We start from the raw sequence: 21,109 nt of genomic DNA, 5'->3' as shown, positions 1-21,109 counted from the left end.
AGGCCTTATCGCACACGTTATATCGTGACACAAGTTTGTAACAGTATAACATATCTGAGGTTATCGATGCGCATTTGCAAGACCATGCCCAGCCTGGCCGCGGCTCTCGTTCTCGGCTCTGCAGGCCTTGTCGCCCTACCGGCTGCGGCGGACGACCTGCATGTCGTCGTGTCGATCAAGCCGATCCATTCTCTGGTCGCCTCCGTCATGCAGGGCGTCGGCGAACCGAGCCTGATCGTGAAGGGTGCCGCCTCGCCGCACACCTATACGATGAAGCCGTCAGACGCGGCAGCGCTTGCGAAGGCGGATGTCGTCTTCTGGACCGGCCACGACATGGAAAAGTTCATGGAAAAGCCGCTCGCCTCGCTGTCCGGCAAGGCAACGTCCGTTGCCCTGCTCGAAACACCGGCGATTGCCACGCTCAAGCCGCGCGAGGGCGGAACGTTCGAGCCGCATGAACACGAAGGCGAAGCAGCCCATGCGGACCATGACCACGACCATGAGGAAGAGACCGATCCGCATTTCTGGCTCGACCCGGAAAATGCCCGCGCCGCCGTCAAGGTGATCGCCGCCACGCTTTCGGCAGCCGACCCGGCACATGCGACCGCCTATTCCGAAAATGCGGCCCGCACGGATGCCGATCTCGCTGCGCTCGAAACGAAGATCGCGACCGAACTTGCGCCCTACAAGGGCAAGCCCTTCATCGTCTTCCACGACGCCTATCAGTATTTCGAGAAGCGCTTTGGCCTGAGCGCCACCGGATCGGTGACGATCAGCCCGGAAGTCCAGCCGGGTGCGGCCCGCATTGCCGAGATCGAGAAGAAGATCAAGACGCTCGGCGCGGTCTGCATCTTCTCCGAGCCGCAATTCGAACCGAAGCTCATGGACACGATCGCCGCCGGCACGAAAACCTTCCGCGGCGAACTCGATCCGGAAGGCGCAAGCCTGACGGAAGGGGCAGACCTTTACCCCCGTCTCCTGCAGTCGCTGGCCGACAATCTCAAGGATTGCCTGAGCAAGGAGGCCTGAACGGCTGGCAAGAGGGTATTCGAGGCCCCGCGCCACTTGCCCGCGCCATTTTAGTCTTGCAAGAATTGCGGATCGATTCGCAGACCGGAGTCCGCAATTTTGACTGAGCCCACGCTGCAGGCCGCCATGGCCGCCTTCGAGGCCGGCGACCTCGACAGGACGTTCATCATCCTCAACTCCCTGATGACCGCAGGTGGCGCCGGCGACATCAACGTCCTGTCCCTGCTCGCCCGCACCTTCCAGAAGGCCGGCATGCCGACCGAGGCTGCGGAAGTGCTGGAGCGTGCCGCCCAGCGCGAGACGCCGCATGCCTCCGCCTTTCTGCTCAATGCCATGCAGCTTTACGAGGAAGCCGGGCAGCGCGAGAAGGCGTTCCTGCTTGCCCTGCAGCTCAACAAGGTCATCCCGGAACACCAGGACGTCGTCTATATCCTGATCAAGGGCTTCATGGAGCGCGGCGAGAAGGAACTCGTCGATGCGCACAAGGGCCGGCTGATCAACTCGACCAATCCGGAGCATCTGGCGCTCGCCTCGCGCCTTGTCGGCAGTGCCGAACTCACGGAAGACCATCTGACGCTCTACAAGAAGCTCTATGCGATTGCCCCGGACCAGGGGCCCATCCTCTTCTCGCTGATGGAACTGGCTGCCACCTTCCACGATTTCGATACGCTGAACGCACTTGAAACGCGCCTGAAGGGCGATTTCGCCGCCGGCAGCACCGACATCTTCAAGGGCGACATGCCGCGCCACAGCCTGCTCTGGAGCGAGAGCGAGGCGATCAACCTGCTGGCGGAAAACGCCAGCGACATGCCCGACAAGCCCGATGGTCTCGACATGATCCGCCGCATCCAGGCGCATGACTGGTCAGATCGCATCAAGGTCGGTTATGTCTCGGACGACTTCACCGACTACAGCCCGGCGATGAACCTCATTCGCGGCGTGCTGAACACCCATGACGCCGACCGCTTCGACATCTATCTCGTTGACGCCACGCCGCCGGAAAAGGTCGGCTTCAACAATCGCGCCCGCTACGGCACGGTCATCCCGATCCACGATCTCGACATCACCGCCGCCGCCCGAGCCGTTTCCAATGCAGGCATCGACATTCTGGTCGACTTGAAGGGCTATAACGGCGGCGCGAGGCCCAGCCTGTTCAACCAGCTGGCAGCGCCCGTGCAGGTGTCCTGGCTCGGCTTCCCCGGCACGCTCGTCAATCTCGACATCGACTACGTGATCGGCGATCCGACCGTGCTGCCGGAAAGCTCGAAGCCCTTCTATTCGGAAAAGTTCTGCCGCCTGCCGGAGAGCTTCATGCCGAACGATCCGGTCCGCCGGCCGCTGCCCGAGCCGCGCGCGCGCCGCGATCTGGCGCTTCCCGAAAGCAAGTTCGTCTTCTCGGTCTTCACCCCGCCCGACAAGATTTCCGCGGAAGCCTTCAGCCTCTGGATCGCGATCATGAAGAAGGTGCCGGACAGCGTGCTCTGGATGGCCGAGACCTCGACACTGGCGCGCCAGAACCTGACGCGCTTCGCGCTCCTGCAGGGCGTGATGCCGAACCGTCTCGTCTTCGCACCCAACGTCTCCTACGAGGACCACCTCGCCCGCATCCAGGCCGCAGACCTCGCGCTCGACACGTTTCCCTATAACGGCCACCTCGAAAGCTCCGACCTGCTATGGGCCGGTGTGCCGGTCGTGACCCGCAGGGGCAGCCATTTCGCCTCGCGGATCACCGAGAGCCTGCTGAACGCCATCGGTGCGCCCGAGCTCGTCGCCGCCGACAATGCCGCCTATGTGGACCTTGCCGTGGCGCTGGCCACCGACCGTCACCGCCTGGGGACGATCCGCGAAAAGCTCGCCACCAACCGTTTTCGCGCGCCGCTCTTCGACGCCGAACGCTTCTGTCGTCATCTGGAGGCAGGCTATGTGGCGATGGTGGAACGGGCAAAGGCGGGGCTCGACCCCGAACATATCGACATCCCGGCCCTGCCCGCCCGCGACGGCAGCTTCCTGCCGCCGTCACCGTAATAGCCGCACCAGTTTCCCGTCATCCCGGACCTGATCCGGGATCCGGTCAGCCCGCGTCCGCGGGCTGAAGGGACTTTGCGGTAGACAATTAATACAGGGAGTGTTGTGCGCGCTGGACGGCGCGCACTGGATGCCGGATCAGGTCCGGGATGACGGAGTGTTCGTTTTCACAAAACCCGATAGGTAAACCCGTCGAAATCCGCCGGCTTTCCGTGGCCGGTGATGTCGAAGGTGAACATGGCGGCAAAGGCGCCGGTGAAGGAGCCGTGCTCGTTGAGCCCGCCGCCTTCGTCCGAGATGACGCTGGCGTCGAGCACCGGGCCGACGGCCTGCCACTCGCCCTGACCCGCAGGCCTCCAGAAGAATTGCAGGTCGTTGTCCCGCACCTCCATCGCCAGATCGAGCGGGCCTTCCGGCACCGAAACGCCCATGCCGATCGGATATTCGAGCTTGCCGCTCGGATAGGCGCCGGGGCAGGACAGGATGATCAGCGATGCGCCCAGCTCCTCGTCCCAGGAAAGACCCAACGCATGGAACTTGAAGCGGCCGTAGTAATGCGTCAGCCCCGCCACATGCTGATAGGTCTCGGCCTTGTAGTCGAGCGTGGTCTCGGCGCGGAAGGCATGATGCTCCTGCCGGCGGCCGACAAGCCCCTGCTCGAACCAGTTGCCGATGCTCTGCCGGCCGAAGATGCGCAAGAAGCCGGGCCGCTCGGTGAGCGAGAAGATGCGCTCCGGATGCGGCGTGCGCAGCCACTGGAATTCCACCGGCAGCTTGGCCTCGTCGAAGGTGCGGACGATCTCGACGGGCTCGGGGTTCTTCACCGCACCGGTCGGTGACGGCACCTCGACGGCAGGCACCTGTCCGCCTTGCGTGAGATAAAGCCAGCCATCGCGCCACTCGACCTTCTGGATCGAGGTCTCGCGGCCCAGCGTGCAGCGGCGGTTGGGCGCCAGCGGACGGCCGCAGAGATGCGTGTGATAGAACTGCCCATCCGGCGTCTCGACATATTGCCCATGGCCGGCGCGCTGCAGGGCCGCATTCGGGCTGTCCTTCGACGTGATCACATAGAGGTCCGGATGATCCTCATACGGCCCCTCGATATTGTGCGAACGCGCCATGGCAACGGCATGCGTATAGCCCGTGCCGCCTTCCGCGCAGGTGAGATAATACCAGCCGTCGCGCTTGAAGAGATGCGGCCCCTCGACCAGTCCCAGCGGCGTGCCGGAATAGATGTTGCGCACCGGCCCGACCAGCTTGCCGGCCTTGGCATCATATTCCTGCAGCACGATGCCATCGAAGGCCACATGGCCCTTGGAATGGCGGGCCTCCGGCCGGTGGTTCCATTGCTGGTTCACGAACCACTTGCGCCCGTCATCGTCATGGAAGAGCGACGGATCGAAGCCGGAGGAATTGACGAAGACCGGATCGGACCATTCGCCCTCGATGGTCGGCGAGGTCACGATATAGTTCGGCGCATCCTTGAACGAGCCTTCGAAACGCTTCACATCCGTATAGACCAGCCAGAACTGCCCGTCGGCATAGGTGAGGCATGGCGCCCAGATGCCGCAGCTATCGGGATTGCCGAGCATATTCAGTTGGCTCGGTCGCTCCAGCGGCCGGCGGATGAGCGTCCAGTTCACCAGATCGCGCGAATGGTGGATCTGCACGCCGGGAAACCACTCGAAGGTCGAGGTGGCGATGTAATAGTCGTCGCCGACGCGGCAGATCGACGGGTCCGGATTGAAGCCGGGAAGGATCGGGTTCTGGATCATGGCGGTCACTTCTTCTTGCGCGGCGGGCCCTTGCGCTCGGCAGAGGCGGCCCAGAGGTTGATATCGGCTTCGCGGGCATGGACGTCGATTTCGGCAAGCTCCGCATCGGTGAAGTCAGGGTTTTCGAGAGCGGCAACACAATCGACGACCTGCGAGGCGCGGCTGGCACCGATCAGCGCCGAGGTGATGCGGCCCTTGCGCAGCACCCAGGCAATGGCCATCTGCGCCAGCGTCTGGCCGCGCTTTTCCGCAATGCGGTTCAGCGCACGGATATTCTCGATATTCTTCTCGTTGAGGAAGTCCGGGTTCAGCGACTTGTCCTGCGCAGCCCGGCTCGCATCCGGAATGCCGTTCAGATATTTGGACGTCAGCATGCCCTGCGCCAGCGGCGAGAAGACGATGGAGCCAACGCCGAGTTCTTCCAGCGTATCGACCAGCCCATCCTCCTCGATCCAGCGATTGATCATTGAATAGCTGGGCTGATGGATGAGGCACGGCGTGCCGAGATCCTTCAGGAACGCCACGGCCTCACGCGTCCGCTTCGAATTGTAGGAGGAGATGCCGACATACTGCGCCCGGCCCGAGCGCACGATATGATCGAGCGCGCCGCAGGTTTCTTCGAGCGGCGTATCGGGGTCGAAGCGGTGCGAATAGAAGATGTCAACATAGTCGAGGCCCAGCCGCTTCAGCGACTGGTCGCAGGAGGCAATCACATATTTGCGGCTACCCCATTCGCCATAAGGCCCCGGCCACATGCCGTAGCCGGCCTTGGAGGAGATGATCAATTCGTCGCGATAGCCGGCGAAATCCGTCTTCAGGATATCACCGAAGGCCGTTTCGGCGCTGCCGGGCGGCGGGCCGTAATTGTTGGCGAGATCGAAATGCGTGATGCCGAGATCGAAGGCCGTGCGGCAGATGTCGCGCTTGGTGGCCATCGGCGTATCCTCGCCGAAATTGTGCCAGAGGCCGAGCGAGATCGCCGGCAGCTTCAGGCCGCTCTTGCCACAGCGGTTATATTTCATCGTCTCGTAGCGGTTTTCAGCAGGCTGCCAGGCCATGGAATTCTCCTCGCGTCATAACGGGCAAAGCCGCGCCTTTTAGGGGCGCGGCTCGAAAGATGGAAATCTGGGCCTCAGCGCATCAGCGCAGCTGCCACGTCCATGGTGAAGGGCGCGGGCTGGGTGCATTTCGTGCCGATATCGACCGAACGCTTCTCCTCCGCCGACTTGAGGATCGAAAGCAGCACGTCCACGACATGCAGCGCGCGATCCAGCGAGCAGCGATGCTCGCGTCCCTCCTCATGCGCCGCCATCATGTCAGAAAGACCGGCAGCGCGATAGTTGGCGAGCATGCGCCCGTCCTGCGTCTGGAACTTCGCTTGCGTCAGCGGATGGTCCCAAAGCTCGACGGCTTCAAAGCCCGCACCGCCGCGCTTGGCCATCTCCACCGTGCCGCCGAAGAAATTCGGGTCCGGCACATGCAGCGCGCCGTCAACGCCGTAAAGCTCCATGTTGGTGTGCTTGTTGGCAATGACGTCCCAGCTGCCCATCAGCGCGATATGCGCCCCGTTCTCGAATTCGAGAATGGCATGGATGTTGGTGGGCGTCGTGACCGGCACAGCCTCGCCATTGCGTGGCCCGTTTCCGATGACGCGCTCCGTGCGTGCCATGTTGGCCATCGCCATCACCCGCTTGACCGGCCCGACGAGGTTGACGAGGTTCGTCACATAATAAGGCCCCATGTCGAGGATCGGCCCGCCGCCCGGACGGAAGAAGAAGTCCGGGTTCGGGTGCCAGGCTTCCATGCCCGCACCCAGCACATGCGCCGTGCCGGACATAACCTTGCCGATCGCGCCATCGTCGATCAGCTTGCGGGCAAACTGATGCGCGCCGCCGAGGAACGTATCCGGCGCCGAACCGACGCGAAGGCCCTTGGCGTCGGCGAGCTTGCGGAGCTCTTCGCCCTCTTCGACGGAAAGCACGAAGGGCTTTTCCGAATAGACATGCTTGCCGGATTCCAACGCCCGCTTCGACATGGCGAAATGCGCTTCCGGGATCGTCAGATTGACGATGACGTCAACCTGCGGGTCGGCGAAGAGCGCATCGACACTTTCCGCCCGCACACCGAATTCGGCAGCGCGAGCCTCCGCAGCAGCCGGATTGATATCGGCGCAGGCGACAGCCTTCAGGTTCTTGAACAGCGGGATCAGCTTGAAATAGGCGGCGGAAATGTTTCCGCAGCCCAGAACCCCAACTCCATATTCACGCGACATTTGGTTATCCTCAGAGCGTCTTGAACGAAGCGATGGAGCGGCTGACCATCCGCTTCAGATCGTTCGGGTTGTCATGTTCGGCGATGAAATACTTCGCCTTGGTGTTCTCGCGGATGAAGGGCATGATCTTCGTCCACGGCACCACGCCATGGCCGACATCGGACCAGCCGCCCTCGTCCGTCGCTTCGCCGGCCGGCGCAATGTCCTTCACATGCACGGCGACGACCTTGTTCCTGTACTTTTCGATCCAGGCGAAGGGATCGGCCTTGCCGCGGACGATCCAGGCAATATCGGCCTCCCAGTCGAGATCCGGTGCGCCTTCAAAGATGCGGTCGAGCACGACGGAGCCGTCTTCCAGCGCTGCAAATTCGAAATCGTGGTTATGCCAGGCATAGCCGAAGCCGGCGGCGCGATAAGGCTGACCGGCCTTCTGCAGGCGGCGGCCGAAATCCGTCCAGCCCTCGACCGAATTGGGTCGCTGATCGGGCATGATATAGGGGCAGACGATAAGCTCGATGCCCACAGCCTTTGCAAAGGCGATCACCTTGTCCGGGTTCTGCTCCAGCGCGTCGACGGAAAAATGCCCGGTCGGCATGGCCAGACCATTGGCGTCGAGCTGCGCCCGCAGCGCCTTGCCGGCCGCCTCGTCGGCCTCGCCATAGACGCCGCCGAAACCTTCGGCATAGGCATAGCCATTTGCGGCCAGAAGCTTGAAGACGTCCTCAAGCGGCGGATAGTTGCGCGAGCTGAAAAGCTGAAAGCTGAACTTTTCCATGGGGTAACTCCTCCTCGTTGTTTGTTTCCGTAACGTCAGCCGGCATCCTTGGGTGATGCCGCCTTGCGGGCGAGACTTGCGCCCGCAAGGATCAGCCGGCGTAACAGCTGTGAAGATCCAGCACCGTGAACTGCGGCGCGACGGCCGAACGTTTCCCGGGCGTGAAAATGACGGTCTTGGTTTCTCCGGCCGTGAGGTCGAACGCGTTGTCGGAATAGCGCCCCTCGCAATCGGCCTCCAGCATGACATGCAGCGCCAGTCCCTTCGCGGTGACGCGAACCTCAAAGACGCCGCCGGCAAAGGACTGAACATCGAGCTGAAGGCCCGATGGCTTGAGGTCCAGCGTCTTGTAGGTGACGGGCGCATGATGCCCCTCGCCCGTCATGCCATTGGCAGCCGTGAAGGACCAGAAAAGCAGCATATTGTCCGGAATGTCGGAGCGCGCAATCACCGCCGCCGTCACCGCCCGGTCGGCAGGTGCTGCGGCTTCGAACGAGCGGAACGGACGCCGCTTGCCGGCAAGATCGACCAGCCATGTCTCGATCTTCACGACCGTGTCGTCGAGCGTATCGTTGACGACGGAAAGCGCGATTTCGCTCTCGTCCTCGGACGGGATCGCAGCCACCGCCACCTGCTGGAAATAGCGGCGCGCCATGTAGTGCATCGCCTTCCACCCGCCGCCGTAATCAAGGCTCGCCCAGGAAGCGACCGGCCATGTGTCGTTGAGCTGCCAGTAGAGCGTGCCCATGCAATGGGGCTTCAGCGAGCGCCAGAAATCCACCGCCGTGCGGATGGCCAGTCCCTGCTGGATCTGGCTGAGATAGACGAAGGACGGAAAGTCCTTGGGGAAGCGGAAATAACGGAACATCGTGCCCGCAATCCGCTCGTTGCCACCGGCGTTCTTTTGGTGCGATTCCATCACCGGCGAGGCAATGTTCATGTCCCCCGCATCGGCAAACTGCCGGATGACGGGCATCGACGTATAGGACTGGAAACCGAATTCCGAGCAGAAGCGCGGGCGCACGGTCCGGTAATTGTCGAACGACTTGTTCTCGTGCCAGACCGACCAGTAATGCATGTCGCCCGAGCCATCGGCATGCCAGGCATCGCCGAAGTCGAGATAGCCCGATGCCGGGCTCGACGGCCACCAGATCAAATCCGGCCCCGCTTCCTTCAACGCCACTTCGATCGTCCGGTTGAGACGGTCATAGGAGACCAGATAACGGTCGCGATTGTTGCGCGTGATTTCGAACCAGTTGAGCGCGCCGATCAGTTCATTGTCGCCACACCAGAGCACGATCGACGCATGCGAGGAGAGCCGGCGCACCTGATAGAGCACTTCCTCGCGCACTTCGGCCAGGAAATCCTCGGTCGAGGGATAGATGTTGCAGGCGAACATGAAGTCCTGCCAGACCATCAGGCCCTTGGCATCGCAGAGATCGTAGAACCAGTCCTGCTCGTAAAACCCGCCGCCCCAGACGCGGATCATGTTCATGTTGGCGTCCACCGCCGACTGCAGCAGGTCCTCGGTCTTCGCGGGACTGCTCTTCGAGAAGAGCGCATCCGCCGGGATCCAGTTGGCGCCGCGGCTGAAGATCTCACGCCCATTGATGCGGAAGGCAAACCGGCTGCCTGCCTCGTCCTTGTCGGTCAGAAGCTCGACCTTGCGGATGCCTATCTTGCGGGAAACCCGCTCGCGCGTTGTTTCGACGGAAAGATCATAAAGCGCCTGCTCGCCCGAACCCGCCGGCCACCAGAGCCGGGGCTTCTCGATGCGATAGACCTGCGTGACCTTCGTCAACCCCTCGCCGACCGAACAATCCAGCCGCTCGCGCTCGCCGTCAAAGGTCAGATAGAGCGGCACGACGCCAGGCTCGAAGGCATGAAGCGTCACGGTGACGGTGAGGTCCACCGCTCCATTGTCATGATGCGTCTGCCGCGCCTCGACATGCTCGATCCGGGCCGGCTCCATGCGCTTGAGCGCGACCGTGCCGTAGAGCCCGAGTGGTGCCAGCGCAATGTTCCAGTCCCAGCCGAAATCGCACTGCGCCTTGCGCAGGAGATTGCCGTTGGCGATCGGCGAGTTGGCCTCCTGGCGCGGAACGTAGAAGGGCTGCAGCGCCTGCCGCCGCGCGCCCTCGGTCACCGAGGAGTGAATGAGGATGCGGATCTCGTTGCGGCCGGTCTTCAGCGCATGGCTAACATCGGGACGATAGCGCCGGAAGACGTTCTGCGCCTCCAGCACGACGATATCATTGATGGAAACGGTGGCGACCGTGTCGAGATAGTCGATATCGAGATACCAGCCGCCAAGACCGGCATTGTCGCCGATGTCGAAGCTGCGGGTCAGAACCCAGTCCTTCTCGGCGAGATGCCGGAGCTTGTATTCGTTGCGCCCGTAGTAAGGGTCGGGGATCAGGCCTGCGCCCTGCAGCGCCGAATGAACATCACCCGGCACCGTCATGTCGACCGGCGGAAACCCCTCCGATGAAACATGCCATTCACCCGCAAGATCAACGCAATCCTTGTCCGCCCCGATCCATTTAACCGGCATCGCACTCACCCTGTCACATTGTCAGATTGGCTGGCGGGCCGGAGGTCCGCCGCCCAACTCAGATCGAACTTCAGATACGAAGCTCGCTCTCGGCGTCGAAGAGCGAAGCGACGCTCATGTCGTAGGCGAGCTTCACCTGCGCACCCGGATTGTAGCGCCGGCTGCCGCCAATGCGCACGGACATCGACTGGCCCGCATGCTTCAGCCAGATCAGGTTGTCGGCGCCCATCGGTTCTTCGATTTCGACCACGGCCTGATGCGTATCCGCCGTTTCCGGCCCGTCGACGCTGATATGCTCGGGGCGCAGGCCCAGAATGGCCTTCGTGCCCGGACGCAACGGCCCCTTGGCCTTGTAGCCGTCGAGCATGAAGGTCACGCCATTGGTCGCAAAAGCAGGGCGGCCGTCAGCCGTCGTGATCTCGCCCTTGAAGAAGTTCATCGCCGGCGAGCCGATGAAGCCCGCGACATAGAGGTTCTTCGGCTCGTTGTAGATCGTCATCGGATCATCGAGCTGCTGGATCAGGCCGCCGCGCATGATGGCGATGCGGTCGGCTAGCGTCAGGGCCTCGATCTGGTCATGCGTGACATAGATCATCGTGTTCTTGAGGTTCTGGTGCAGGCGCTTGATTTCCACGCGCAGCTCCGAACGGAGCTTGGCATCGAGGTTCGACAGCGGTTCGTCGAACAGGAACACGTCCACATCGCGCACCAGCGCACGACCGATGGCAACACGCTGGCGCTGGCCGCCGGATAGGGCTGCCGGCTTGCGCTGCAGGAGCGGACCGATCTGCAGGATTTCGGAAGCGCGGGCCACCCGCTTGTCGATTTCCGCCTTGTCCATGCCGGCAATGCGCAGGCCGAAGGAGAGGTTTTTCTCCACCGTCATCTGCGGATAGAGCGCATAGGACTGGAACACCATGCCGATGCCGCGGTCCTTCGGTTCTTCCCAGGTGACGTTGCGATCCTTGATGAAGATCTGCCCATCCGTCGGCTCGAGAAGGCCGGCAATGCAGTTGAGCAGCGTGGACTTGCCGCAGCCGGACGAACCGAGGAGAACGAGAAACTCGCCGTCCTTGATGTCCAGATTGAGCTTGTCCAGCACGGTAACAGCGCCGAATTTCAGCGTAAGGTCCTTGACCGAAACACTCGAGTTCATTCGATTATCCCTTTACAGCGCCGGCGGCGATGCCGCGCACGAACAGTTTGCCCGAGACGAAATAGACGATGAGCGGCACGAGCCCCGTCAGAATGGTCGCGGCCATGTTGACGTTGTATTCCTTGACCCCCTGAACGGAGTTCACGATGTTGTTGAGCTGCACCGTCATCGGGTAATATTCCGGACGGGTGAAGACGACACCGAAGAGGAAGTCGTTCCAGATGCCGGTGATCTGAATGATCATGGCGACGACGAAGATAGGCAGCGACATGGGCAGCATGATCCGGAAATAGATGTTCCAGAACCCTGCCCCGTCGACACGCGCCGCCTTGAACAGTTCCTCCGGCAGCGATGCGAAATAGTTGCGGAAGAGCAGCGTCAGGATCGGCATGCCGAAGATCGTATGCACGATGATCAGGCCCGAAAGCGTTCCGTAAATGCCGAGTTCCCGCAGCACGATCACGATCGGATAGATCATCACCTGGTAGGGAATGAAGGCGCCGACCACCAGAACGGTGAAGAAGGTTTCCATGCCCTTGAAGCGCCAGTTGGCGAGCGCATAGCCATTGATCGAGGCGATCAGGATCGAGATGATCACCGAGGGGACGGTGATGCGCACGGAATTGTAGAACCCGCGCGAAAGGCCGTCGCAGTTCAGACCCGTGCAGGCCTGCGCCCAGGCCTTGACCCAGGGCTCGAAGGTGATTTCCACCGGCGGCGAGAAGATATTGCCCATGCGGATTTCCGGCATGGTCTTCAACGAGGTCACGACCATCACATAAAGCGGGATCAGGTAATAGATCGCCGCCAGCGTCAGCGTACCGTAGAGCACGATGTTGCGGGTGGAGAAAATGGGACGCGGACGCTTGCCGCTCGGGCCGGATCTGGAGCCGGACGAGGCCGCCGATGCAGCGCCCGCCGTGTTGAGTGTTGCCTGATCAGCCACGCTTCTTGCCTCCGAATTCGAGATAGGCCCAGGGAATGATGATGATCGAGATGGTGATCAGCATCATGGTGGAGGCGGCAAAGCCCTGCCCCAGGTTCTGCGCCTGGAACATGTAGTCGTAGACATATTTTGCCGGCACTTCGGAGGCGATGCCCGGCCCGCCGCTGGTCTGCGCCACGACGAGGTCGTAGACCTTGACGATGCCGCTGGCGACGATGACGAGCGTGGTGATGAAGACCGGCCGCATCATCGGAATGATGATCAGCAGATAGGTCTTGACCATTGGAATGCCGTCGACGCGCGATGCCTTCCAGATGTCCTCGTCAATGCCGCGAAGACCGGCCAGCATCAGCACCATGACAAGGCCCGTGCCCTGCCAGAGCGCGGCAATCAGGATGCCGTAGATGACGATGGATTGCGTGTAGAGCGGATTGAACGTGAAGCCGACCCAGCCGAGCGAGCGCACGACGTGCTGCACACCGAAATCCGGGTTCAGAAGCCACTGCCACACAAGTCCGGTCACGATGAAGGACAGCGCGAACGGATAGAGAAAGATCGTCCGGAACACGTTCTCGAGCCGGATCTTCTGATCCATGAAGGCCGCCAGCACGAAGCCGATGACGAAGCTGAAAATCAGCGCGAAAACCCCGAAGATCGCGAGATTCTGGATAGAGACGATCCAGCGCTCCGACGCCCAGAGACGCTCATACTGATCGAAGCCGACGAATGTCGTCCTCGGCAGGAGCTTGGAATTGGTGAAGGAATAAAACACCGTCCAGACAGTGCCCCCCAGAAAGACGACCATCGCCGTCACGATCATGGGAATGGAGGCAATCTTTGAATTGAGATTGCGAAATAGCGTATTTGGCCGACGTGCGACCTGATAATCGGTCATGACTGCAACTCCCCTGTCGCAAACCTGAGACGGGAGAGCACGCACTGCACCTTCCCCTCACGCTTCGAATGGAGCCGCGACATGAGCCGCGGCCCGGTTCGAACATGACCGGGCAAGGCAGTCAGACTGCCGGCACCCGGTCACGTCTGCAACATCAGTCAGCCTTCGAGATGATCTCGGCGAACTTCTTCTGAGCAGCTTCCGGCGTGATCGACGGATCGGCGAAGAACTGCGAGAACAGGTCTTCCTTCTGCTTCTGGCTGTCGGCCGAAAGCAGCTGGTCGGTGGACTCGATCACATTGCCCTTGGCAAGGATGTCGAGCCCCTTCTTCATGCAGTCGTTGGCAGCAGCAAGGTCAACGTCGCCACGAACGGGGAGCGAGCCCTTCTTCAGGTTGAAGGCAACCTGCGTAGCCGGAGCCAGCAGCGTTTCGGCCAGAGCGGCCTGTGCCTTCGACTTGTCGGCGTCCTTCAGCTTCGGGAAGTAGAACGCGTCACCACCCGTGGAGATGATCGGGTTCACACCGAGGCCCGGAAGGCAGGTGTAGTCCTTGCCAGCAACCTTGCCAGCAACGGCGAATTCACCCTGCGCCCAGTCGCCCATGATCTGGCCGCCGGCCTTGCCGGTGATGACCAGGTTGGTCGCCTGGTTCCAGTCCTGAACGTTGGAGCCCTTGGACATGCGGCGCGCGTCGTCGGCAGCCTTGAAGACCTTGGCGATCTCGGGGCCTGCGGCGACCTTGGCGTCCTTGTCCTTGAACACCTTGTGGAAGGTATCCTTGCCGGCAATGGCAACCATCAGCACGTCGAACGCGCCGGCTGCCTGCCACGGCTGGCCACCGACGGCGAGCGGAATGATGCCGGCCTTCTCGAGCGCCGGTGCAGCCTTCACAAATTCGTCCCAGTTCTTCGGAACATCCACGCCAGCCTTCTTGAAGGCGTCGTTGGAGAGCCACAGCCACTGCCAGGAGTGGATGTTGACCGGAGCGCAATAGATGTGGCCATCGATCGTGCAGCTGGCGAGCAGGCTGGCCGGACGGATGATTTCCTTCCACTTGCCCTTCGCAGCAACCTCATCGAGGTTCTGCATCAGACCGGACTGAACAAGCTCTTCAGCCTGACGACCGTGGTTGAACTGCGTGGCGCCCATCGGGTCACCGCCGGTGATGCGGCTGACCATGATCGGACGGGCGGTGCCGCCCGAGCCGGCGATCGCGCCGTCGACCCACTTGTTGCCCGTTGCATTGAATGCCTTGGCAAGCTCGGCGACCGCGGCAGCCTCCCCGCCGGATGTCCACCAATGCGTGACTTCAAGATCGGTTGCCTGAGCTGCACCAAAAGAAAGCGTCACCGATGCTGCGAGTGCAGCAGCCAGAGAACGAATATTCATGAGTTCCTCCCTCACTGAAACGTTACCGGAAAAACTTATGACAAAGCCCTGAAACACGCAACCGGCTCCGCAAAAAATTTTTTTCTTCCCCAAAAATAATCCTTATGCGTGCACTCGTCACGCAGCGTCGCGCCAGGCTGATTTCGCATGCCGAAACGGCACAAACGTCTTACGTCATTGTTTTTATTTGATTTATTACTCTGTGAAATCGATTTTACTTTGCAACGCGAATTCGCGGCGCAACACAAAATTGTTGCCACGCAAAACTCGCTCGAAAACACGAAGGGCCGTATCAGGCGAAAATATCTCCTCGACTTTCGACCTGTAACGTTACAGATTTGTCGCCCTGCAATTGATCGGGCTAGGCATTGACCGGGCGGGGCAGACCGATAAAACTCCTGTGAGTGAAAAAATGGCGGCGCGAAGGAGCGGAATGGTGTCGGGAACGGATCGGGTGAGCGCCGGAAAGGCGCACGCGCCGCAAATTCTGGATGGCGAACGTCCGACCCTGAAGACCATCGCCTACCTGACGGGCCTTGGCGTCACGACGGTGTCGCGTGCGCTGAAGGATGCGCCCGACATCGGCGCGGAGACCAAGGAGCGCGTACGCCTTGTCGCGCGCCAGCTCGGCTACCAGCCGAACCGTGCGGGCGTTCGCCTGCGCACCGGCAAGACGAATGTGATTGCGCTCGTCCTTGGCATGGACGCGGAGATCATGTCGATGACGGGCCGCATGGTCTATGGCATTTCCGACGTTTTGACCGGCACGCCCTATCACCTCGTGGTGACCCCGCATATCAACAGCGCCGATCCCATGGTGCCGGTGCGCTACATCGCCGAAACGGGTTCGGCCGATGGCGTCATCCTGTCACGCACCGAGCCGGACGACCCGCGCATCCGCTTCCTTGCCGAGCGCAATATCCCGTTTGTCACGCATGGCCGCACGGATATGGGCTTTATCCATCCCTATCACGATTTCGACAACGAGGCCTTTGCCTACCAGGCCGTACAGCGGCTGGCAGCGCGCGGTCGCAAGCGCATCGCGCTCCTGCGCCCGCCGACACAACTGACCTATGCCGGCCATACCCTGGCGGGCTTCCATCGGGGCTTGAAGGATTTCGGGCTCACGGAGGCGCCATTCGACTGGATCAACGTGGAGACACCGGCAGCCGAAATGAAGGATGGCGTGGAGGCCTTGATGCGTTCCGCGGATGCACCCGACGGCCTTGTCTGTTGCTCCGGAAGCTCGGCCATTGCCGCCGCGGCCGGCATTGCCGCGGCCGGCAAGACCATCGGGCGCGAGGTGGACATGGCTGCCAAGGAAGCCGCCGGCGTCCTGCCCTGGTTCCAGCCGCAGATCATCGCGATGAACGAGGATTTCACCAGCGCCGGACGCGAACTTGCCCGCGCGCTCATCGCCCGCATCGCCGGACACGATCCGGCAACGCTGCAAAGCATCGCCGTCTCCGACTGGGCAGACAAAGGCTGATCGGCTAAAGCCGGATCTCCAGCCCATCGCGCCCGACGATCAGGTCGCCGGAATAGGTCTCCGACACCGCTGCATGCCAATGCGCCTCGGTGAAATCCGGATCGTCGGCGGGGATCATGTGATTGAGCGCAAGCCGCTTCACGCCTGCCATCGTGGCGATCCGCCCGACATCGGCGGCGAATGTATGCGAGGCGACCAGATGCTCGCGCAGTCGCGTGCCGTTGCCCGTGCGCCGGATGATGCTTTCCAGCCCCTCCGGCAACATCGCCTCATGGATAAGGAGATCGGCCCCCTTGGCGAAGTCGGCCAGCGGCGGATGGAAAGCCGTGTCGCCGGAAAACACGACGACACCGGACGTCATCTCGACCCGGAAGGCAAAGCAATCGGCGAGCGGCGGATGCGGCACGCGAAGCGCGGTGACGCGCAAGCCCGGCTCCTCGAGCACCACGCCCGCGTCAATCTCCGCCACCGTGACGAGATCGGCCAGCACCGGCCGCCCCTCGTCAACAATGCGTGTCGAGATATCGACAACCAGCGAGGCGAGAAACGCCTGCCAGAGCGCCACGACACCCTTCGGTCCATAGACCTTGACGGGCGTCGCGAGGCCGGACGTCCAGGCGGTATGGATCAACCCGCCCAGTTCCAGCACATGGTCGGAATGAAGATGTGTCACCAGGACATGACTGAGCCCCTTCAGCGACACACCGGCATTGACGATGCCGCGCGAGACGCCGAGCGCGCAATCGACCGCGATGACACGCCCGCCTGTCTCGATCAGGCTCGATGTCGGCGAAGGACCGCCCGGCCGGATCGCCGGGCCGCCCTTGGTGCCGAGAAGAACAATGCGTTCATTCATTCAGGCCGCTGCCCCACGGGCCGTGATGGAAGTCCTTGCCGTCGAGACGGTCAAAGCCATGTGCGCCAAAGAAGTCGCGCTGCGCCTGGATGAGGTTGGCGGTGCCGCGTGCCTGACGGTAGCTGTCGAAATAGGACAGCGCCGAAGAGAGCGCTGGAACCGGCAGCCCGGCTGTAACCGCAGCCGCGACGACGCGGCGAAGCGACGGCAGCGCCTCCTTGACCATGGCCGAGAAGGCCGGTGTCATGATCAGGTTTTCCGCATCCGGCATGGCCGTGAATGCGCTGGTGATCTCGTCGAGGAACTGCGAGCGGATGATGCAGCCAGCGCGCCAGATCTTGGCAATGACCGGCATGGGCAGCGACCAGCCGAACTCCTTCGACGCTTCACCCATGACCGCGAACCCTTGCGCATAGGCGCCGATCTTAGCGGCGAAGAGTGCCAGTTCCAGATCGTTGAGACCGGCGCTGCCGGCATCGATCTTGCCGGGTGCCGAACCGAAGATCTTCTCGGCGGCAACGCGCTGCGTCTTCATCGAGGAAAGCACGCGCGCGGCCACAGCCGCCTCGATCGCCGTTGCCGGCACGCTCAGCTGCTGCGCCTCGATGACGGACCACTTGCCTGTGCCCTTCTGGCCGGCCTGGTCGAGGATCATGTCGACCATCGGCCCATCGCCGTGGGGGTCGCGAGCGGCCAGAACCTTCTCGGTGATTTCGATGAGATAGGAGTTGAGGCGGCCCTTGTTCCAGCCGCCGAAGATGTTGCCGATCTCGCTTGCCGACTTGCCCGAGCCATCGCGCAGCAGGCCGTAGATTTCGCCGATCATCTGCATGTCGGCATATTCGATGCCGTTATGGATCGTCTTGACGAAATGACCGGCGCCATCGGCACCCAGCCACGCGCAGCAATCCTCATTGTTGAACTTGGCGGAGATCGAGGTCAGAACCTTCTCGACCCGCGCATAGCTTTCCGGCGTGCCACCAACCATGATCGAAGGCCCGTGGCGTGCGCCCTCCTCGCCACCCGAGACGCCCATGCCGATGAAGGTGAGCCCCGTACCGTCCAGTTCCTTGAAGCGGCGGCGCGTGTCGTGGAAGTTGGCGTTGCCGGCATCGATGACGATATCACCACCGGTGAGATACGGCCGCAGATGCTCGATCTGATCGTCCACCGGCTGGCCGGCCTTGATCATGATGATGATCGGGCGCGGCGGGCGGATCGCCGCGATGAACTCTTCCATCGTGTGGCAGGGAATGATGCGTTCCGCCAGCGCGCCGGCCTCCGCGAAGAACTCGTCGGTCTTCTCGGTCGTGCGGTTGAAAACCGCAATCCGGTTGCCCTTCTCGGCGATGTTGAGAGCGAGATTCGCCCCCATCACACCCAAACCGATGAGACCGATTTCTGCCTTTTCCATGGGGTCGCTCCAATGCTTTTATTGGAGCCTTTTTTGGCACTCGGCACGCGCATGGGCAAGAGCAAATCGATTAAGTTTATGTGTCAGGCCTGTCGTCGCCGTCGTCGAGTACCCGCCAGGACGAACCCTCGAGATCGTCATACTGGCCGCTCTTCAGCGACCAGAGGAAGGTCACGAGGCCAAGCCCGCCCATCGCCAGCGCAATGGGGATCAGATAGATCAGCACATTCATGAGGCAACCGCCGGTGTCATCGGGACCTCCTGATCTTCAGCCTTGGCGACCTTGCCGGAACCGAGCGTCAGCCGCATTGCATTGGCCACGACAATGATCGACGAGGTCGACATGGCAATGGCTGCAACCAGCGGCGAGGCATAACCGAGAAGCGCCAGCGGCACGAAGACGACGTTATAGGCAATCGCCAGAGCGAAGTTCTCCAGGATCAGCCGCCCTGCCCGCTTGGAAACATCGATCGCCAGCGACACCGCCACCAGGCTCTCATGCAGGAAGACGAAGTCGGCGGCCTGCCGACCGACATCCGAGGCGGTTGCCGGGGCCATCGAGACATGCGCGGCGGCAAGTGCCGGCGCGTCGTTGATGCCATCGCCCACCATCAGCACCTTGTGGCCATGGGCCGATGCCGTGCCGATCTCGTCGACCTTGCCCTTGGGCGTCAGCGCCGAGCGCCAGAAGCCGATCCCGAGGCGGCGTGCCAGTGCGGCAACGACGCCCTCGCGGTCGCCCGACAGGATCGCGGTCTTGAAGCCGCGCGCCGTCAGGCTTGCAATCAGCCCCTGCGCATCGCGCCGTGTCTGGTCCTCGAACCGGAAGACCGCAACGAGCTTGCCGTCGAGAGAGAGAACCGTTTCCGGTCCCGCTGCGTCGTCGTCTGCGCCGGCATCGGTCGCATTCAGCGCAAAACCCCGATGGCCAAGCCGCCAGAGGCCTTCGCCATCCCGAGCCTCGATGCCGGCACCCGGAATTTCGCTGACCGTCCCGAACCGCGTCACGTCACCACTACCGGCCTCGGCCAGCGCTGCCGACAGCGGATGGCGCGAATGCAGCGCCAGAGACGCCGCCGTTTCCAGCGCCTTGGGCGAAACCGCGCCCTTGTTGACGAGGCGCGGCCTGCCGAGCGTCAGCGTGCCGGTCTTGTCGAAGATCACCGTGTCGATTTCCGTCAGCCGCTCCATGGCCGAGCCATCCTTGACCATGATCCCGTCGCGGAAGAGCCGTCCGGCGGCCACCACCTGCACCACCGGCACGGCAAGGCCGAGTGCGCAGGGGCATGTGATGATCAGGACCGCAATGGCAATCGTCAGCGCATGCTTCCAGTCGCCACCGTAGACGCCCCAGAAGAGGAAAGCCGCAAGCGCCAGGATATGGACCGCCGGCGCATAGATTTCCGCAGCACGGTCGGCAATCCGCCGATAGCGCGCCTTGCCGCCTTCGGCAGCCTCCATGAGGCCGATGATCTCGGCGACGAAGGAATTACGCGCCGCAGCCATCGCCTGAACCGTCAGGGCACCTGTCAGATTGAGACCACCCGCCTGCAAGGCCGAGCCCTTGGCTGCGGCGACCGGCAGGCTTTCGCCGCTGACGATGGAGAGATCGAGTTCGCTCGCGCCCGACATGACGACACAATCGACCGGAACGCGCTCGCCTGCGGCAACCAGAAGCCGGTCGCCGGGCACGATCTCGTCGATATTGCGATATTCGCGCCCGCCGTCGGGCGTCAGCACGGTCGCACCGCGGGGGCTCAAGCGTGCCAGACCGCTGATCGCCGAGCGCGCACGGTCGCGCATGATGTGATCGAGGGTGCGGCCGATCAGCAGGAAGAAGAGCAGCGACACGGAGGCATCGAAATAGGCCTCCTGCCCGTGGTTCATCGTCTCGTAGAGCGACATGGCATAGGAGAGCGAAATGGCGAGCGCGATCGGCACGTCCATGTTCATCCGCCCGTGGCGCAGTGCGTTATAGGCCGACATGTAGAAGGGACGGCCGGAATAGATCAGGGTCGGCCCGGCAATCGCTGCCGAAATCCAGTGGAACATGTCGCGCGTTGCCGCATCCGCTCCCGACCAGACCGAGACTGAAAGCAGCATGATGTTCATCGCTGCAAATCCGGCAACTGCCATGGCGCGGATCAACCCGTTGCGCGTGGCGTCCTGTTCGTCGGCCGAGATGGAGAAGAGATGGGATTCGTAACCTGCCGCCTCGATCGCCTTGGCAATCACCGACGGATCGGTGCGGCGGCCATCCACCTCTTCCTTCCAGACACAGGTAACCCTGCGGGTGGAAAGGTTGACGCGGGCGCGCTCGACTTCCGGCAGAGCCTTCAGCGCCTTTTCGAGCGTGGTGATGCAGGCGCCGCAGTGAACGCCGGGCACGGCAAGATCGGTCTGGCGCAGCCCGCCGTCGAGTTGGCGGCTCGCCAGCCACAGTTCGTCGGTCGGCGGCAGATCGTGGAGCGCCTTTTCTGCGTCCAGCGCCGCTTCGGTTCCTGCTGCACAGCAACTCATGACATTACCCTTA

The 21,109-nt window shown here is 62.3% G+C and carries 16 protein-coding genes; 3 read left to right on the top strand and 13 right to left on the bottom strand.

The window, feature by feature from the left end; all coding sequences use genetic code 11:
• The first annotated feature begins 66 nt into the window (after positions 1-66).
• Positions 67-1,029, top strand: a complete 963-nt coding sequence (locus LQK84_RS10325) for a zinc ABC transporter substrate-binding protein (RefSeq protein WP_330166405.1) — start codon at positions 67-69, stop codon at positions 1,027-1,029.
• A gap of 99 nt (positions 1,030-1,128) precedes the next feature.
• Complete coding sequence (locus tag LQK84_RS10320) at positions 1,129-3,054, top strand: O-linked N-acetylglucosamine transferase, SPINDLY family protein (RefSeq protein WP_230828609.1); 1,926 nt, start codon at positions 1,129-1,131, stop codon at positions 3,052-3,054.
• Positions 3,055-3,221: 167 nt separating this feature from the next.
• On the opposite strand, the gene LQK84_RS10315 is transcribed toward LQK84_RS10320, so the two are convergent.
• The 9 genes from LQK84_RS10315 to LQK84_RS10275 all read right to left on the bottom strand — a co-directional run bounded on the left by LQK84_RS10315 (position 3,222) and on the right by LQK84_RS10275 (position 14,817).
• Positions 3,222-4,838 (bottom strand): glycoside hydrolase family 43 protein, encoded by a 1,617-nt coding sequence (locus LQK84_RS10315; RefSeq protein ID WP_230828608.1) that lies wholly within the window; start codon positions 4,836-4,838, stop codon positions 3,222-3,224.
• The gene (gene mgrA, locus LQK84_RS10310; protein ID WP_230828607.1) at positions 4,835-5,887 is read right to left on the bottom strand and encodes an L-glyceraldehyde 3-phosphate reductase; all 1,053 of its coding nucleotides are present in this window, start codon (positions 5,885-5,887) and stop codon (positions 4,835-4,837) included. The genes LQK84_RS10315 and mgrA overlap by 4 nt, the downstream gene beginning before the upstream one ends.
• A gap of 74 nt (positions 5,888-5,961) precedes the next feature.
• The gene (locus LQK84_RS10305; RefSeq protein WP_230828606.1) at positions 5,962-7,101 is read right to left on the bottom strand and encodes a Gfo/Idh/MocA family protein; all 1,140 of its coding nucleotides are present in this window, start codon (positions 7,099-7,101) and stop codon (positions 5,962-5,964) included.
• A 10-nt stretch (positions 7,102-7,111) separates the two neighbouring features.
• Positions 7,112-7,876, bottom strand: coding sequence for a sugar phosphate isomerase/epimerase family protein (locus LQK84_RS10300; RefSeq protein WP_230828605.1), 765 nt, complete (start codon positions 7,874-7,876; stop codon positions 7,112-7,114).
• Between the two features lie 91 nt (positions 7,877-7,967).
• Complete coding sequence (locus tag LQK84_RS10295) at positions 7,968-10,430, bottom strand: beta-mannosidase (protein WP_230828604.1); 2,463 nt, start codon at positions 10,428-10,430, stop codon at positions 7,968-7,970.
• Between the two features lie 70 nt (positions 10,431-10,500).
• The gene (locus tag LQK84_RS10290) at positions 10,501-11,586 is read right to left on the bottom strand and encodes an ABC transporter ATP-binding protein (RefSeq protein ID WP_230828603.1); all 1,086 of its coding nucleotides are present in this window, start codon (positions 11,584-11,586) and stop codon (positions 10,501-10,503) included.
• Positions 11,587-11,590: 4 nt separating this feature from the next.
• Positions 11,591-12,532, bottom strand: coding sequence for a carbohydrate ABC transporter permease (locus LQK84_RS10285; RefSeq protein WP_230828602.1), 942 nt, complete (start codon positions 12,530-12,532; stop codon positions 11,591-11,593).
• Positions 12,525-13,427, bottom strand: coding sequence for a carbohydrate ABC transporter permease (locus LQK84_RS10280; protein ID WP_230828601.1), 903 nt, complete (start codon positions 13,425-13,427; stop codon positions 12,525-12,527). Before LQK84_RS10280 ends, LQK84_RS10285 begins: the two co-directional genes overlap by 8 nt.
• A 154-nt stretch (positions 13,428-13,581) precedes the next feature.
• Positions 13,582-14,817, bottom strand: a complete 1,236-nt coding sequence (locus LQK84_RS10275; protein WP_230828600.1) for an ABC transporter substrate-binding protein — start codon at positions 14,815-14,817, stop codon at positions 13,582-13,584.
• Positions 14,818-15,253: 436 nt separating this feature from the next.
• Between LQK84_RS10275 and LQK84_RS10270 the strand changes: the two genes are divergently transcribed.
• Positions 15,254-16,306 carry a LacI family transcriptional regulator gene (locus LQK84_RS10270; RefSeq protein WP_442966945.1) on the top strand — a complete coding sequence of 351 codons (1,053 nt, stop codon included), beginning with the start codon at positions 15,254-15,256 and terminating at the stop codon, positions 16,304-16,306.
• A gap of 4 nt (positions 16,307-16,310) precedes the next feature.
• Here the strand turns inward: LQK84_RS10270 and LQK84_RS10265 are convergent, their stop codons facing one another.
• The 4 genes from LQK84_RS10265 to LQK84_RS10250 all read right to left on the bottom strand — a co-directional run bounded on the left by LQK84_RS10265 (position 16,311) and on the right by LQK84_RS10250 (position 21,096).
• Complete coding sequence (locus LQK84_RS10265; protein ID WP_230828598.1) at positions 16,311-17,162, bottom strand: MBL fold metallo-hydrolase; 852 nt, start codon at positions 17,160-17,162, stop codon at positions 16,311-16,313.
• Positions 17,155-18,576 (bottom strand): NADP-dependent phosphogluconate dehydrogenase, encoded by a 1,422-nt coding sequence (gene gndA, locus LQK84_RS10260; protein WP_230828597.1) that lies wholly within the window; start codon positions 18,574-18,576, stop codon positions 17,155-17,157. Before gndA ends, LQK84_RS10265 begins: the two co-directional genes overlap by 8 nt.
• Before the next feature lie 76 nt (positions 18,577-18,652).
• Complete coding sequence (gene ccoS, locus LQK84_RS10255) at positions 18,653-18,808, bottom strand: cbb3-type cytochrome oxidase assembly protein CcoS (RefSeq protein WP_230828596.1); 156 nt, start codon at positions 18,806-18,808, stop codon at positions 18,653-18,655.
• Entirely contained in the window at positions 18,805-21,096 is a 2,292-nt protein-coding gene (locus tag LQK84_RS10250; protein WP_230828595.1) for a cation-translocating P-type ATPase, read from the bottom strand. Before LQK84_RS10250 ends, ccoS begins: the two co-directional genes overlap by 4 nt.
• Between the last annotated feature and the right edge of the window lie 13 nt (positions 21,097-21,109).

It is taken from the genome of Rhizobium sp. C4 (assembly GCF_021026315.1).
In the GTDB taxonomy this organism is placed as follows: domain Bacteria; phylum Pseudomonadota; class Alphaproteobacteria; order Rhizobiales; family Rhizobiaceae; genus Ensifer_A.
This window is presented reverse-complemented; position numbering and strand designations above follow the sequence as displayed.